Origin of the sequence: Rhizobium sp. 18055 (assembly GCF_902706285.1) — a bacterium.
GTDB lineage: Bacteria > Pseudomonadota > Alphaproteobacteria > Rhizobiales > Rhizobiaceae > Rhizobium.
The window spans coordinates 214431-229438 of the sequence record NZ_CACSKD010000004.1 but is presented as its reverse complement, the minus strand read 5'-3'; the positions used below and the strand labels follow the sequence as shown (position 1 = coordinate 229438).

The window sequence follows — 15008 nt, the reverse complement described above, 5'->3', positions numbered from 1 at the left end:
GTCGATATTGCACCTGGACGGATGCGAGCAGCCATAGGGAGCAGGTGGCCTTGTTCGCAGAACTCTTGGGACTTGGCCCAATCACCGAATTCGGCTGGCAACCGTTTTTTAGTTCGATATTTCGCCCGCCGGGTGTGTAGAATTGATCGTAGGTTCGAGTTAAAAGTCATGCGTCCGAACGACAAAGCAAACAGTGCCAAGAATCTTTCGGGCAAAGCCTCAATCGGTGGCCTATGGGCGATCGCGGGCAAAGTCGGTGGCAAACTGGTTGACCTGCTGACCTTCATCTTCCTGGCGCATTTTCTCTCACCGAACGACGTTGGTACCGTGGCAATTGCCATGACCTGGGTGATGATCGTCGAGGCGGTGCTCGACCTGCCGCTCGCCGCCGCTTTGCTGCGGTTTGAGCAGCCAACCGATGCGATGTTTGACACGGCATTTACGCTCGGCGCTCTGCGCGGATGCCTGATTGCCGTGACAATGGTTGCTTTGGCCCATCCAATTGCGTGGTTCTACAACGAGAATGCCCTGACCGCGCTGACGATAGGGCTCGCCTTCGCTCCGATCATGCGCGGCCTCGTCAATCCGCGCCTGATCATATTTGCAAAGCGGTTTGATTTTCGACGGGACTTCGCGATCGACATCCTCGGCAAAAGCTGCGCGCTTTTGACAGCGCTGACGATCGCCGCAATCTACCAGAGCCCCTGGGCGATCGCTGCCGCCACGCTCACCAGCCCATTGGTCGCAATGATGCTCTCCTACTGGTTCGTGCCGCTGCGACCCAGGCTCACTCTGTCCTCCTGGCGATATTTTTCGGAAATCGTTGGATGGCATAGCCTGGCGCAGTTGATATCGGCGCTCAACTGGCAGGCCGAGCGCCTTATGCTCCCGCGCTTTATCGACACGGCAGCCTTCGGCCAGTTTGCGTTTGCCGGCGACATCGCATCCATTCCACATCAGGCGATTGCGCAACCGTTGGTCAAGCCGGTGGTTGCAGCACTGGCTGCGCAGTCATCGGACGAAGCGTTGCGCCAATTCTATATCAAGCTGGTTGGCTGCTACATGCTGGTCCTGGGCCCGGTGTTTCTGGTGACCGGGACGCTTTCGGACGAACTTCTGCAGTTTGCGTTCGGCGACAAATGGCGCGGTGCGGCCCAGATTCTGTCCTGGGTGGCATTGACGAACATTCTGACTATTCCGGTGGTCGCACTAGCGCCCTTGGCGCTGAGGGTGAACCAGGTCCGCTTCGTCACATTGCGAATGGCCGTCGAATGCGCTGTCAAAATCCCGCTGGTGGCGGTCGGCATATATCTTATGGGCATCAAGGGCGCCATCATCGCACAGGCGGTCAGCGCCGCCTTCATTCTCGCCGTTGCGATATGGAGCGTAAAGCAAATGATCGCACTGGACCTCTGGACACAGATCAAGACATTTGCGCGCCCAGCCCTCGCTCTTGCGGGCGCCTATGGTATCTATGTAGCCTTGGCTCATCCGGTACCCGACAGCGCCGATGGCCTGAAACTCTTCACCTTCATTCTTGCATCAGGCCTGACCCTTACGATCAGCTTCGCAATCCTGAGCATACTGATATGGTTTGCATGCGGGCGCCCTGACAGCGCTGAAGCGACGGTGATATCTGCCGTCACCGGCAATGGTCGGTTTGCAGCCGGCACGCGCCTGTCTTGACTGAATGAGAAATCTGCTGTGGCTCCGAGCCGCCCCTCGGGAACATGTGCCTTGTTGCAACACACCGATCCGCGATCTCAAAAGCAGCACAGCTGGTCAGTATTGCTTCAGAAAGTACGTTTTAAACCGGCATAATCTGGCTCACTTTTCAGCGAACGCCTGCGGTGAAACCCTGATCGATGTTGCCGCCAGCGGCATTCGGGTAGATCGAGTGGCCGACGGCAAGGATGCCGATCCATAGTCCTGCCGATACGATTGTGAGCGTAAGCAGCGATTTCAATCTCAGCGACATGGATTTCTGGCTCATGAATGTCGGGGGCCCTGGATGCCCCGAAGTTAACGCCGGCGCGTTAACAAGTTCCTAATATCTCACGTTCGCTTGGCCCGGATTTAAGGTTTTGTCAATAACTGGCTGTCGATGGGTCGGTTACCCAAAGCGGCCGCGAAATATCCGCCAGGGGTTAACCCGATACATCTAAAGTATATTTCGGCTTCAATTTTAATATCATTCTGCACCTGATAGCATAAGGCACTCGCTCTGGATCCCGGTGAGAACCCGGGTGGCTCTTCTGGCCGCCGATCCGCCGGACAACGATTGATTGTTGTATTTTTCATGAACGAAAATTCTAAGTATCCGGCAATCGAAGGATTGCGCGTGCTTGTTCCTTTGACAATCCTGCTCAATCACTGGTCCGACGGCATGTATGACCGTCTCGTCCCTCAGGGACAGTTGGCAATCGATTATTTCTTCGCGACGGAGGGTTTCCTGGCTGCGGCCGCCTTTGCCCAGACGCAGATTACACCACTTGCCTATTTCCGGAGGAAACTGCTGACCGTTTACCCTATCTATTGCATAGCGCTGCTCGCTGGCGCCTGGCTGATATGGTCATTTCCGAGCGCTTCGCATTTTGTCTGGACACCGACTTCCATTGTGCATGCGCTTGTCCCGAATCTCATTCTCCTGCCCGCCATGGATGCGCCAAGTCCTCTCGTTACGCCGTTCAACTGGCCGACATGGGCGATCCTGTGCGAGCTATACGTGCTCTGCCTCTATGCCGTCGGCCACAGGCTGTTGACGGACTGGAGGCGGATTGCGGCGCTTTCTGCCCTTTGCGCCGCGGCCTATTGCCTGATGGCAATCTCAGCCAAGTCAGCCAATCTTGGCTACCTCGCGGAGAATTACTGGGCTGGCCTGCCGCGCTGTGTCTTCGGCTTTTGTGTCGGGATGCTGCTGTATTCGTTCAGCCAGCGGCCGACCATGTTGAAAATTCCTGCCGTGGTCGTTTGGGCGATAGCGCTCGGGTTTATGTTCCTGACTGTAAAATATATCGGTTTGTTTCTGTTTCTGTTCGGAACGCCGCTGATCATGCTGATGGCGGCGCGCGCGACCGCGCCGGCGTGGCTCGCGCGCATCAGCATATCGCTGGGGCGGCTAAGCCTCTGGATTTACCTCGTCCATTTTCCAATACTGATTGCAAGTCACGTCATTTCAGCCGAAATGGGAGTTGACCCCGAACGACTGAGTTCGCCATTCTATTATCTCGCACTTGTGGCTGTCACTTTCATCGCGGCGGCCCTTATCGAGCGGGTCCGACATCTTCACTGGCCATTCAGGCGCAGACTTGCAACCGATTGAAAGATCGGTGGTGAAGGATCACGGGCTGAGGTCGGCGCCAGGAACGATATCTCCGACCCCGTCATGCGCATGACAGTCAGCCGGCCGGATTCATAGGCACCTGTGTCTATCCCAATACGATTGCGGCCAAAAGCCGGCTCTTCGCTCACCGTGTGCCCGTGAACGACCGTGAGGTCCAATTCAGGACCACGCGACAGAAATGGCTCCCGAATCCACATCAGGTCCCGGTCGCTTTGTTGAGCGAGTGGAACGCCTGGGCGAATCCCGGCATGGACGAAGACGTTCTGGCCGATTTTCGCAAGCACCGGCAGGTTCTCGATGAACTCCAGATGTCTGGCCGGCACGACCTGGGCGACAGCTTCGCTCAGCGAAGCGATGCCACCGGCCGAATTCAGCATGTGGTCCGCGTCGATACCATACGACATCAGCGTTTCGCGGCCACCAAGATCAAGCCATGAAAGCGACCGGCCGGGATCACGGCAGAAGTTCAAAAACGCTTCGTCGTGATTGCCGCAAAGAAAGAGACAGCCAAAATCGAAACTTCCGCTGTTGGTGATATAGTTGAGAACCGATTTCGACTGCATGCCGCGATCGACATAGTCCCCCAGAAAGATGGCAAGCGTCCTCCCCTTCTGGGCGCTTGCATCTGCAGAGATTGCGTTACAGGCCAGCACGAGCTTGTCGTGACAGCCGTGAACGTCACCAATGGCGTAGATTGCAACATAGTCCTGGCCGGCGATGTCAAGGTGTTGACGCCTGTGGCCCGGTTGTTGCTTCCCTACGGACATTCGGCTCAGAAAACGTCTTGCTGCCTTCAGCATCTATCTCGCTTCGTTCTTGACTCAATGCCCGGCTCACGGGTCCAGCCTCACGAAACCTATGAGAGTTTGCAACCGAAACCAAGTGGCGTATGCGCGCTCAACCGATAGTGCGCGCCGTGTCCACTGTTAACAGGCATATCGTGGAAAGCGAGCCACGGTCGTCTGTCATCACGATGTCGATAACCGGGCACGCAGACATAGCTCAGCCCGAAGACGCCGTTTCGACGAAGCGGCCGGTCTTCGGCAATAGCGGAAAGGTGACGCTCAGCGGCCTGCAGATATTGCCGGACTGCTCAACGAGGCAAAGTCGGCTACTGTCGGGACTGAAAGCGCCAATAGGGTAAGGCGATCGAACCCAGTCGCTGGCATTGACCTTGAAGCACATCAATTCCAGCGCGTCCTGGATCTGGACGATGGCGCACACGCCCTGCTGACCCTTGAAAGTGGCGACAGTCGGGTTGGGCGTTGTCATCATCGATGCTGCAAACAGGGATGCGACAGTTGTCGCCTGAAGAGCGGGCATTGTGGACGTCTCCCACGATGAAAATGCTCCCTACTTCCGCAGTGCCTGCGAAGTTCCGTAGCCTATGGCTCAAACCGGGAGACTATGATTTCGGTGCGACATCTGGCCTAGGTCGCGATTGCCTGTTTAACGACGCACGATCGTTTGCCAAGGCAGGTGGATGCGTTGACTCATGTGCTGTGATTATCCGCTGCAACGCCTTCGATGCGCCGCCCGCAGCTGAAAATATCCCCAGCGCTATTCGGTGTCCGCCCGTGCAGGATGCCCGATGACCGCGCCGGAAAAACTCGGCCGAAGGTGCTGTGCAAGCCCACAACCCTCTTTTCTAGCGTTTCCATATCGCTTCTCCTCAAGCGCGGCTGATTGAAATTGACGCCACTAGCGAGCCGTCAAATTCGATGAGGTGTCAACCAAAACGGCGCCTCTCTGAGGCCAACAGCCCCACGGTTTCGCCGGGCTGATGCAGCTTTGCTTCACCCAAAAGGACTAATACCCCGGCAAGCCCTCAACGGGTGATGGCGAACCGGCGAGCTGAAATCTGATACGTGCTGAGGCGGAGAAAGCGGAAAAACAAAGCAATTTGCGACGTTACGCGTATCGCGAGAGCAGCTCGACCATCACCGCGACACGCTGACGCCGAGACGACGCGACGCCGCAGCTTGGCAATTGGCGTCCGCTCCGCGATAATCACCTTATTTTCAGGACCGCCCGCAGCGATTTTCAGCGGGACATTCATTTTCAGGAGCGCTTCAGCATGAGCTACACGTTCGCGATAGGCGACATTCACGGATGCATCGGACCGATGAAGCGAATGCTTTCCCGCATCGAAGCTTATGCGTCGCAGGGCACGGTCGTCTTCCTTGGTGATTACATAGACCGCGGACCGGACAGCCAGGCCGTCCTTGAGACGCTCATGGGTGACGTTGCTGCCGGTTGGCGCTGGGTGATCCTGAAAGGCAACCACGAAGACATGATGGTTGGCGCCCAGGACGGTTCTTGTGACGAAGCCTTGTGGCTGGGAAACGGTGGCATGGAAACGCTGCGATCATATGGCGGCATTATCCCCTCCACACATCTGGTGTGGGCCGCGTCCCTTCCGCTCATCCATCAGGACAATCATCGGATCTTTGTGCATGCCGGGGTCAGGGAGGGCATCTACTTTGAAGATCAAACGGCCCGAGATCTGATGTGGACGCGCTTTCCCTCGGACCACTCCGGCGAGTACTGGGGCAAGCATCTTGTTCACGGCCACACGCCGTCGCCAAAGCATCCGTTGACGATCGGCAATCGGACAAACGTCGATAGTGCATGCGTGTTCGGCGGCAAGTTGTCTTGCGCCGTTTTCGATGACAACATTGCCGGTGGCCCAATCGACTTCATCGCGGTGTCTGCATGAGCATCGGCATGACGCGATTCAGCCCTGTCGCAGCAGGGAAAATATGCTGCTGCTAGACTGCGAAACCATTGGCCGTCGTCAACTGCCAACGCCTGATCACCCGCTTCGTCGGGAAACCAACTTGGCGCCATCCGTCATCAGCGGAATTCGCTGGCTATTGAAGACTAGGCGTGCGCAAGCTCTCAAAACAGGAGAGCGTGTTGACGCGGCATACCCTTAGAATTGCGTTGGTTATCAGCCTTTCCCTCCCCGCTTTCGCCTATGGTCGAGACAGTGACGCCAAGTTGATACTGTCAGGCTCACAAACTGAAGGATCGGTGACGGGTGGCAAGACACAGTCATATCTCCTGCAGGTTCTGGACACGGGCACCTTCGTGTTCAAAATTGATGCCGAAACCGCAGCTTGTCGCACGGAAATCGCCAAAAGGAGCAAGCGAACGCAGCCGGCGACGATCAATCAGTTCCCGGCCTCATATATCGACCAAGCCGTTGCCGGCGATGTTTATACGATCTCATTTTTCCAGAGCCGCACCGCCTGGGTGAGCAAGACAGACTGCAAGTTCGTGCTCTCCGTGAGCACGCATTAAAAACCTGCCCTCAAACACGTTGGCTAACCGCCGGCATTGAGCAGTTCGACTGTCCGGTGGTCAAAACCGCCATCGTAGTAGTGATCGATGACCCGGTGAAATGGCGAGCCGTGATCGCTGACCGCCGCAAATAGCGTCATCGACGATCGCAGCTTCTGGTCATCGGGCGACCCGAAAATATCGCTTGCCGACCGTGCATCAATTGAAAGCAAGGCTTCGACACAGCGCAACAGCCGGCTGCCGAGAATTGGGTCGTCAAGATAGGCCGACGCCTCCTCAGCAGAGCGGATGGCATATTTTTCCGCCATCGAGGATGTGCCGAGACCGGCGACCTGCGGAAAGATGAACCACATCCAGTGCGATCGTTTGCGCCCGTTCCTGAGTTCGGCGATCGCGCGGTCATAGACACCGTTCTGCGCCTGTATGAAGCGTTCGAGGTCATAATCGACGTTCGCGGACATGCTCATCCTCCCACGCTCCTAGCTATATCAGAAGCTGCGCATGTCCATGCCCTGTTCGCCATACTTCGTTCGAATGCACCTCAGCACGACTGATCGGCGTAAGGGCTGTGCTCGCGGCAGTACTCCAGCGATGGGATCGTCTCGGAGACTGATCCGACCGGGGAGGTATCGACGCCGGACGCCATTGAACCGTTCATATGCGCGGTTAGCCCGGCGACCCCAAGAAGGAGGAGAGCTCCGATGATGACGAACCGCTCCGATAGAGATGGCCGGTTTGCCTTGATGTGTTCGACGTAGTCCCGCTCACCCATTCCGTTCAACTCTTCGCCCGTCTCATGATGATGGACCGTGTCGCCGCGTTCTGCGCTCCAGCTGTCAACATCTGTCATTGTCTTGCTCCTGAAATCAGCACATGACGGCTCCCACGAAGTCCCTCGACCGGTGGCCCTCTGTGCAACCCACACCATGTGTGTTCGATGCCCCGCAAGTTGAAGCCCGGATACGCAAACTCAGTGTTCACAAAATCGAACCAATCGGTTTGATTTGACATTAAGGGCTTGGCACGTCGGTGGAATTCGGCTTAGGTCGGGCATCTCTCCAGATCACGGACACTCCCATGACGAAATCATTTGGCGCGATGTCGATCGCGCAACTCTCCGTTCTCATCCAGAGTGGCACTGCCGATCCGGTCGAGGTGACCGAGGCCGTTCTCGACGGCATCGGGACCTATGCGGATCAATCGATTTTCACGGGGTTGCTCGCAGATCGCGCCCTTGATGAAGCCAGCGCCTCTTCGGCAAGGATGAAGGACGGCCGCTCGCGTGGACTGCTGGAGGGCATCCCGGTCGCCTGGAAGGATCTGTTCGACATCGAGGGACGCGCCACTACCGCAGGCTCGAAAGTGCTTCGAGCCGCGCCTGTGGCCACGGCAGATGCGACAGTCGTTACCGCCCTCAGCCAAGCCGGCATGATTGCCGTCGGCTGCACCAATATGAGCGAGTTCGCCTTCTCGGGCCTCGGCATCAACCCGCATTACGGCACGCCGCATAATCCGCGCAGCCGCGATGAGCCGCGCATTCCCGGCGGATCATCGTCGGGTGCAGGTGCGGCGGTTGCAGCCGGTCTCGTGCCGGTGGCGATCGGAACGGATACGGGCGGATCCGTGCGCATCCCCGCCGCTTTCAACGGCATCGTCGGCTACAAGGCGACCCGTGGACGCTATCCGATGAAAGGTGTCTTCCCGCTCGCAAAGAGCCTGGATTCCCTCGGCCCCCTCTGCCGCACCGTTCAAGACGCGATCTGGGTCGATGCGGCGATGCGAGGCTTGACGGCAGCGCCTGCGATCACGGCGAGCCCGATCAGGGGGCTTGATGTGGTCATTCCTGAAAATATCGTCTTTGACGGTGCGGAGGCCGGCGTCGTTGCTGCGTTCGAACAAAGCGTGGAATGGCTGGTGGCCGAAGGTGCGTCGGTCAGTCGGATCACCATCCCCGCCTTCGACGAGATTCTGGCCCTGATGGCAAAGCACGGCACCTTGGTCACGGCAGAGGCCTTTGCGCTGCATCGAGAACGACTGGGCGGGCCTGATGCGGAGGAGATGGACCGGCGCGTCGTGATGCGGACACGGCTGGGCGAGACGATCACCGTTTCGGATTACCTTGCGATCATGGAGGCGCGGGAGCGGCTGGTTTCGGACGTAACCAACCAGGTCGGCGACAGCTTCATTGCCTTTCCATCCGTCGCCCATGTGGCACCGCCGATTGCGCCGCTGGAGGCCAACGACGACCTGTTCTTTGCGACCAACGGCAAGACACTGCGCAACACTATGCTCGGCAATTTTCTGGAGTGGTGCGGCGTGTCGATCCCGTGCGGCACGGGCGATGCGGATATGCCCGTTGGCTTGCTGCTTTCGGCAATCGGTGGACGCGACGAAGCGCTTCTTGCTGCGGCGCTTTCGACAGAAGCGATCATTCGGGGAGATTCCGTTTGAAATTCCAAGACGTTGCTGCCTAGATAGCGCAGGAGCGAGGAGGATATATCATGACCGAAGCTATGGAGAATGGGCAGTTCGCTGTCTCGACGTGGTCGCTACACCGGCTGCTGGGCGCGACCTATCCGTATAGCCCCGACCCAGCCAAGAGCGCTGCCGCCCAGGAGCCATATGGCCCCGGCAGCGCCGCGCTGATCGATATTCCAAAGCAACTTGCCGATCGCGGCATCCACAGGCTGGAAATCTGCTCGTTCCATCTGCCGAGCCTTGATCCCAGTTATCTCCGGCAATTGCGCGCGGCACTCGACCAATTCGGCATCCTGCTGCAGACGCTGCTGGTCGAAGATGGCGACCCGAGCCATCCGCAGACGGCTGAGCGCGATATCCGCTGGATCGCAGACTGGATCGATGTTGCAGCGACCCTCGGCGCCAGAAACATGCGCGTCATCGCGGGCAAGCAGCAGCCGAGCGAAGAAAACCTGGCGCGTTCGGCGGGGCATCTGTCCTGGCTGGCCGAGCAGGCTGACGATAGCGGTGTTCGCATTGTCACCGAGAACTGGTTCGATCTGTTGCCTTCACCGAAAGAGATGAACTGGCTGCTTGATAGGCTTGACGGAAACGTCGGCCTCAATGGCGATCTCGGCAACTGGGCGGCACCGGCCAAATATGCAGGCCTTGCCGACATCATGCGCCGCGCCGAGATCTGCCATGCCAAGGCCAACTATACCACCGAAGGAATGGATGCCGAGGACTACCGCAAGTGCCTCGAAGCGAGCCGGCAGGCTGGCTATGCCGGCCCGTATACGCTGATCTACGATTCACCGTTCTTTGCAGACGAATGGGACGGCATCCTTCTGCAGAAGGCCTTCATCGAGGAATTTCATCACGACAAGCAGCGCGCCTTCGGCTGAGTTGCAAGGAGAGACTGGCATGAGCGGTTCAACGGGTATCGATGGCTTTGCCAAGCGCATCAGAAGCGGCAAGAGCGGCGGCATGATTTCCGCATGGATCGGCATTCCCGATCCGCTATTCGTCAATCATCTGGCACAGGAAGCCTTTGACGCCGTCGTTCTGGATATGCAGCACGGTGTCTGGGACATCGCGTCTGCCGCCAATGGCATCGGCCAGGGCCGGCTCGCTGGCAAGCCGGTGGTGGTGCGCATTCCCGTCGGCGATTTTTCGTCCGCCTCGCGCCTGCTCGATGCCGGCGCCTCGGGGATCATAGCGCCGATGATCAATTCGGTTGCCGATGCCAGTGCTTTCGCCAAGGCGACGAAATATCCGCCGCTCGGCGAGCGAAGCTGGGGACCGACGCTGGCGATGAACCATACCGGCCTGCCGGCAGCCACCTATCTCGCCACCGCCAACACCGAAACTGTGGCGATCGCGATGATCGAAACGCGGGCGGCGCTTGATGCCGCAGACGACATTCTCGGCGTTGAGGGTATCGACGGCATCTTCATAGGCCCGTCCGATCTCTCCATCGCGCTGTCCAACGGTGCACAGCTGGCGCCCGACACCGCCGAAATGGACGCCGTGCTCAAGGCGTTGATCACACGCTGCCGCGCGCATGGCAAATTTGCCTGCGTCTTCGGCAGCAATGGCGAGCGGGCCGGCGAACTGCTGAAGATGGGCTTCGATTTCGTGATTGCCGGCGCCGACACACAGCAGCTGCGCCTGGGTGCGGCAAGCGCCATCTCCGCCGCCCGCAAGGTCCAGGCCGGTTGAGGTTACGTCTGCGCCAACCATATGACGTGGCGCGCGCCGCCACGTTTACCATTGGCACGCAGGTTCACCGCCTCGACCGAAAAGCCGCTCTCGCGCACCCGGCGCGTAAAGCTGGCGTCCGGACCAGAGGACCAGACTGCGAGCACACCGCGCGGCAGCAGGGCCTCGCGGGCAGCCCGCAGCCCCTGCAAATCATAAAGCGCATCGTTGGATTGGCGGGTGAGGCCATCAGGCCCATTGTCGACATCGAGCAGGATGGCGTCGAACTTTGCCCGGCTGGCGCGGATGAGCGCGCTGACATCGCCCTGATGAATACTGACGCGCGGATCATCCAGGCATCCCTTGAACACATCCGCCATCGGCCCCCTCGCCCAGGTCACGACCGCCGGCACCAGTTCGGCGACGACAACAGTCGCATCCTGCGGCAGCACGGCAAGGGCTGCGCGAAGCGTGAAGCCCATGCCGAGACCGCCAATCAGCATGCTGGGGCGCGGACGGCCCTTCAGCCTCTCATGGGATAGCGTTGCCAGCGCCTCTTCAGAGCCGCTCAAACGGCTGTTCATCAGCTCGTTGGAGCCGAGCATGATCGAGAACTCGCTGCCGCGCTGTTTCAGGCGCAGTTCTCCAGCTTCTCCGGGAATGGGAGCGGAATCGAGCTGGATCCATGGCAGCATATCGGTCGGGCCTCGCGTTGCGCGGCCCAACTATCACAAAAGATCAGCGCCGCGAACCTCAAACACGGATCGTGTTATGATCGCGTTGCCTGAAATCACTGTCCGTCGACACAGGCCGGGTTTGTCGATCGCTGTCTTGCAGAACTGCTCTTCGCCGGGCAGCGTGTCCATTGGATCGGCGCAGATGTGGTCGTGCTGTCGGTTTCGAATGAATCGATCGGCACCGAGAGACCGCTCGGCTGCTCGTCCTTTGGTCCGGTTCCAAGCGGCGCAGATCCGTCGAAACGGCCGCTGCTATCCATGCCAAGGCTGGCCTGCGCGAAAGCGCTACCGGCAAAGCCCATGATGACGATTGAGGTGAATGCGAGAAGCCTGCGCATGCTGGAACTCCTTCACGTTGGAACACATGAAGAAATAGCGCGCGGCGGGCGTTGTTCCAGCCGCGCGCAGATCTATTTCGCTCAATCTCAGCGCGCCGCCCAATTGGCACCACGGCGGAAGATCGTGCGCATCTCCGGCACCGAGAATTCCTTGGCCTGGTGGCCCAGAGCCGAGTAGAAAACCCGTCCCGTGCCGTATTTGCGCTTCCAGGCGACCGGCATCACCACGCCATCGATCCAGTAGGCATGATCGCCGGTGAAGGTGGTCGTTGCCAGCACCTCGTTTGAGGGGTCGACATGCATGTAATATTGCTCCGACGTGTAGGGGAAGTCGGCAATACCTTCCATCACGGGATCATCGGGACGGGTGATATTGACCTTATAGTCGATGATGTTTCCGGGGTGAGCGACCCACTGGCCACCGACGATGAACTGGTATTCGACGCAATCGCGGAAACTGTCACCGGCGCCGCCATGATAGCCGGCAAGGCCGACGCCGCCTTCGATCGCGGCGGCAAGGTTCTTGATCTCTTCCTTCTCGATCTTCGACATCGTCACGATCGGCACGACCAGCGAAAGATCATGCACGGACGGATCGGCGAACGCCTCCGTGGTGTTCTCGACATAGACCTTGAAGCCGTCTTCCTCGAGAATGTCCTTGACGATAGCGGCGCATTCCTGCGGCTCGTGGCCACTCCATCCGCCCCAGACAATCAGTGCTTCACGCATAAAACTTCCTCCTCAATGATTACTTGCCCAAACGTCCGTCGACGAGGGATTCCGTGATCGGCGCCGGCCGCTCCGTCTGTGTGGTGATGCCGACAGAACGGCCGGTCTCGGACGCCGTGTGGAAGGCCTCCATGACTTCGAGCACATGCAGCGCCAGACTGCCATTGGCTCGGTGCGGCCGGTTCGAGCGGATCGCATACGCGAGATCCGCAACGCCGATCGACCGGTAGTTTCCGTCGGCATAAGGCGCCGTCAGCGGCTGATTTTCGAAAGCGCCGCCCTTTTTCAAAAGCTCGACTTCTCCACCGAAGTGGTTGGGATCGGGCACGATCAACGTGCCTTCGGTGCCATAGATCTCGAGCGGCACATGCTTGTGACCGGCGACGTCGAAGCTCATGCTGACCTGCACCACCGCACCATTGGCAAAGGCCATCATGCCAGCCACATGGGTCGGCACATGCACCGGAATATGCTCGCCATTGCGTGGCTCGCTGGTGATGATGCGCTCCTTGCGCGGCGTCACCGCGAAGCCTGCGACCTGCGCCACCGGGCCGAACAGATTGACGAGATCGGTGATGTAGTAGGGCCCCATATCCAGCATCGGGCCGCCGCCAACCTCATAATAGAAGGCCGGGTTCGGGTGCCAGCGCTCGTGACCCGGGCACATGAAGGTGGCCGTGCCACCGACAGGCTGGCCGATGACGCCCTGGTCGATCAGTGTGCGCGCCGTCTGGTGGCCGCCGCCGAGGAAGGTGTCGGGTGCCGCGCCGAGCCGAAGCCCCTTCGCCTTGGCGGCGTCGGCCAGCGTCTTGCCCTCGGCAAAATTGATGCCGAGCGGCTTTTCCGAATAGGTGTGCTTGCCGGCAGCAAGCGCCTGCAGGCCAACGGCCACATGCGCCTTCGGGATTGTCAGGTTGACGATGATCTCGATCGCAGGATCGGCGAACAGCTCGTCGATGCTCCGGGCCTGCACGTTGAACTCGGCCGCCTTGGCTTGCGCCAGCTCATGATTGAGATCGGCCACGCCACGGATGTCGAGGATCGGAAACGAGGCCATCGCCTTCAGATAGGCGCCAGAGATATTGCCGCATCCGATGATGCCGATACCGACTTTCTCCATGATTTCCTCCCAATGGATTTTGTTGCTAGCGTTCAGAGCGCCGGTCCGGTGGTGTTCCACGGCGACTCGTAGAGCTCGTAAAGGGCGACTGCTGCTGCTCCCTGCGCCCAGAAATCATCACTGGAATCGTCGAAGACGAGTTCTGCGACGCCCTTCAGTGAAGGTGGAATGGCAAGCGCGTAGGCATTGCGCAGGCTCTCCAGAAACGGCTCCCCCAAAGCCAGGCTGGAACCGACGAGAATGACGCGCGGCGGCGCAAAGATGGTGACGATGTTGGCCACCGCGACGCCGACCGCCTCGCCGGCGCGGATGGCAGCACTGATCAGCGCGGTGTCCTCGGCCTTGATCAGCGCCTGGGCGTGGGTCATGCCGCGCCCAAGACGGATCGCCTCGGCAAATCGGCCGCCGGCCGGCTGCTCGCCGAGGATTTCGCTTTCACCCGCCTGGCTCGACAGCCGCACGATGCCGCGCGGTCCCATGCCGAGCACGAGGTCGCCGAGATTGTGGCTGAGCCCACCGGCACCGCGGAAAAGCTGGTTGCCGTGGAGTACGCCGAGACCCAGCGTCTGCTCCAGCGAAATCAGCACCATGTCTTCGAGATCGCGCGCCTTGCCGAACCAGTGGTGAGCCAGCGTGATCGCATGCGCATCGCTTTCGACGATGGTCGGCGTTTCCAGCCTCGATGTCATCTCGCCGGCAAAATCGACGTTGATATCGCGGAAGATCGGGCTGCTGCGGATATGCCCGGTGCGGTGCTCGATCACGCCGGGCAGGCTGAGGCAGACGGTATCGACATCCTCGAGCGACAGCCCGGCATCGACGACGCAGCGACGCACGCCATCCTCGACCAGATCGGCAATGACCGCGATCGGCTGGCGGTCGATGCGGATCGGCAGCGCCAGCTTCGACAGCACGTCGCCACGAAAATCGGTGACCACGAAGACCATGCGGTTGGCGGCGATCTTGGCGCCGACGACACGGGCGGCATCCGGATTGAGTTCCAGCATGACGCGCGGCCGGCCGCGGGCCGCCTCGTTGCGGATATCGCCCTCGTGCCGCGGCAGGATGAGCCCGTCATCCAGCAGCGACGCGGTGATCGCCGATACCGTGGTCGTCGACAGCTGCGTGCGCGCGCTGATCTCGACACGCGAGATCGGCCCATTGCGGCGAACCGTGTCCAGCACGTTCAAGCGATTGATCGCGCGCATCAATTCCGGATCTGCGGTCTTCATGAAATCTTGCGGGGCTCTTCTGGCGCCTGCCGAAACAGACGGCTA

General features: G+C 59.5%; 17 protein-coding genes and 1 other annotated feature. Of the genes, 7 read left to right on the top strand and 10 right to left on the bottom strand.

The window, feature by feature from the left end:
• Window positions 1-168 precede the first annotated feature (168 nt).
• Complete coding sequence (locus GVL52_RS09725) at window positions 169-1686, top strand: oligosaccharide flippase family protein (RefSeq protein ID WP_160006273.1); 1518 nt, start codon at window positions 169-171, stop codon at window positions 1684-1686.
• A 148-nt stretch (window positions 1687-1834) separates the two neighbouring features.
• Here GVL52_RS09725 and GVL52_RS09720 read toward each other — a convergent pair whose 3' ends face one another.
• Complete coding sequence (locus GVL52_RS09720) at window positions 1835-1993, bottom strand: hypothetical protein (protein WP_160006271.1); 159 nt, start codon at window positions 1991-1993, stop codon at window positions 1835-1837.
• A gap of 230 nt (window positions 1994-2223) precedes the next feature.
• Window positions 2224-2280 (top strand) — a sequence feature (sul1 is cis-regulatory element that is thought to sense ions involved in sulfur or methionine metabolism; They are found in Alphaproteobacteria).
• Between the two features lies 1 nt (window position 2281).
• Here GVL52_RS09720 and GVL52_RS09715 point away from each other — a divergent pair.
• Window positions 2282-3322 (top strand): acyltransferase, encoded by a 1041-nt coding sequence (locus tag GVL52_RS09715; protein ID WP_160006269.1) that lies wholly within the window; start codon window positions 2282-2284, stop codon window positions 3320-3322.
• Here GVL52_RS09715 and GVL52_RS09710 read toward each other — a convergent pair.
• Window positions 3286-4143 (bottom strand): metallophosphoesterase family protein, encoded by an 858-nt coding sequence (locus tag GVL52_RS09710; protein ID WP_160006267.1) that lies wholly within the window; start codon window positions 4141-4143, stop codon window positions 3286-3288. The genes GVL52_RS09715 and GVL52_RS09710 overlap by 37 nt on opposite strands.
• A gap of 202 nt (window positions 4144-4345) precedes the next feature.
• Entirely contained in the window at window positions 4346-4666 is a 321-nt protein-coding gene (locus GVL52_RS09705; RefSeq protein ID WP_160006265.1) for a hypothetical protein, read from the bottom strand.
• Between the two features lie 754 nt (window positions 4667-5420).
• On the opposite strand from GVL52_RS09705, the gene GVL52_RS09700 reads away from it, so the two are divergent.
• Window positions 5421-6062 (top strand): metallophosphoesterase family protein, encoded by a 642-nt coding sequence (locus GVL52_RS09700; RefSeq protein ID WP_160006263.1) that lies wholly within the window; start codon window positions 5421-5423, stop codon window positions 6060-6062.
• Between the two features lie 200 nt (window positions 6063-6262).
• On the top strand, window positions 6263-6649 hold the full coding sequence (locus GVL52_RS09695; protein ID WP_160006261.1) for a hypothetical protein: 387 nt from the start codon (window positions 6263-6265) through the stop codon (window positions 6647-6649).
• Window positions 6650-6672: 23 nt separating this feature from the next.
• Here GVL52_RS09695 and GVL52_RS09690 read toward each other — a convergent pair whose 3' ends face one another.
• Together GVL52_RS09690 and GVL52_RS09685 are read right to left on the bottom strand one after the other, a co-directional pair.
• On the bottom strand, window positions 6673-7110 hold the full coding sequence (locus tag GVL52_RS09690) for a DUF1810 domain-containing protein (protein WP_160006259.1): 438 nt from the start codon (window positions 7108-7110) through the stop codon (window positions 6673-6675).
• 80 nt (window positions 7111-7190) lie between these two features.
• Complete coding sequence (locus GVL52_RS09685) at window positions 7191-7499, bottom strand: hypothetical protein (RefSeq protein ID WP_160006257.1); 309 nt, start codon at window positions 7497-7499, stop codon at window positions 7191-7193.
• 227 nt (window positions 7500-7726) lie between these two features.
• On the opposite strand from GVL52_RS09685, the gene GVL52_RS09680 reads away from it, so the two are divergent.
• From GVL52_RS09680 to GVL52_RS09670, 3 genes are read left to right on the top strand one after another with little or no spacing between them, the layout of a single operon-like run.
• The gene (locus GVL52_RS09680) at window positions 7727-9100 is read left to right on the top strand and encodes an amidase (protein ID WP_160006255.1); all 1374 of its coding nucleotides are present in this window, start codon (window positions 7727-7729) and stop codon (window positions 9098-9100) included.
• Window positions 9101-9150: 50 nt separating this feature from the next.
• The gene (locus tag GVL52_RS09675) at window positions 9151-10011 is read left to right on the top strand and encodes a sugar phosphate isomerase/epimerase (protein ID WP_160006253.1); all 861 of its coding nucleotides are present in this window, start codon (window positions 9151-9153) and stop codon (window positions 10009-10011) included.
• Window positions 10012-10030: 19 nt separating this feature from the next.
• Window positions 10031-10828 carry an HpcH/HpaI aldolase/citrate lyase family protein gene (locus GVL52_RS09670; RefSeq protein ID WP_160006251.1) on the top strand — a complete coding sequence of 266 codons (798 nt, stop codon included), beginning with the start codon at window positions 10031-10033 and terminating at the stop codon, window positions 10826-10828.
• 2 nt (window positions 10829-10830) lie between these two features.
• Here the strand turns inward: GVL52_RS09670 and GVL52_RS09665 are convergent, their stop codons facing one another.
• The 5 genes from GVL52_RS09665 to GVL52_RS09645 form a co-directional block, all read right to left on the bottom strand.
• Complete coding sequence (locus GVL52_RS09665) at window positions 10831-11502, bottom strand: hypothetical protein (protein ID WP_160006249.1); 672 nt, start codon at window positions 11500-11502, stop codon at window positions 10831-10833.
• A 95-nt stretch (window positions 11503-11597) separates the two neighbouring features.
• Window positions 11598-11882: a hypothetical protein gene (locus GVL52_RS09660; protein WP_160006247.1), complete on the bottom strand. Its 285-nt coding sequence runs from the start codon at window positions 11880-11882 to the stop codon at window positions 11598-11600.
• An 87-nt stretch (window positions 11883-11969) separates the two neighbouring features.
• On the bottom strand, window positions 11970-12611 hold the full coding sequence (locus GVL52_RS09655) for a ThuA domain-containing protein (protein ID WP_160006245.1): 642 nt from the start codon (window positions 12609-12611) through the stop codon (window positions 11970-11972).
• 19 nt (window positions 12612-12630) lie between these two features.
• Window positions 12631-13731, bottom strand: coding sequence for a Gfo/Idh/MocA family protein (locus tag GVL52_RS09650; RefSeq protein WP_160006243.1), 1101 nt, complete (start codon window positions 13729-13731; stop codon window positions 12631-12633).
• Window positions 13732-13763: 32 nt separating this feature from the next.
• Window positions 13764-14963, bottom strand: coding sequence for an ROK family transcriptional regulator (locus GVL52_RS09645; protein WP_160006241.1), 1200 nt, complete (start codon window positions 14961-14963; stop codon window positions 13764-13766).
• Window positions 14964-15008: the final 45 nt, after the last annotated feature.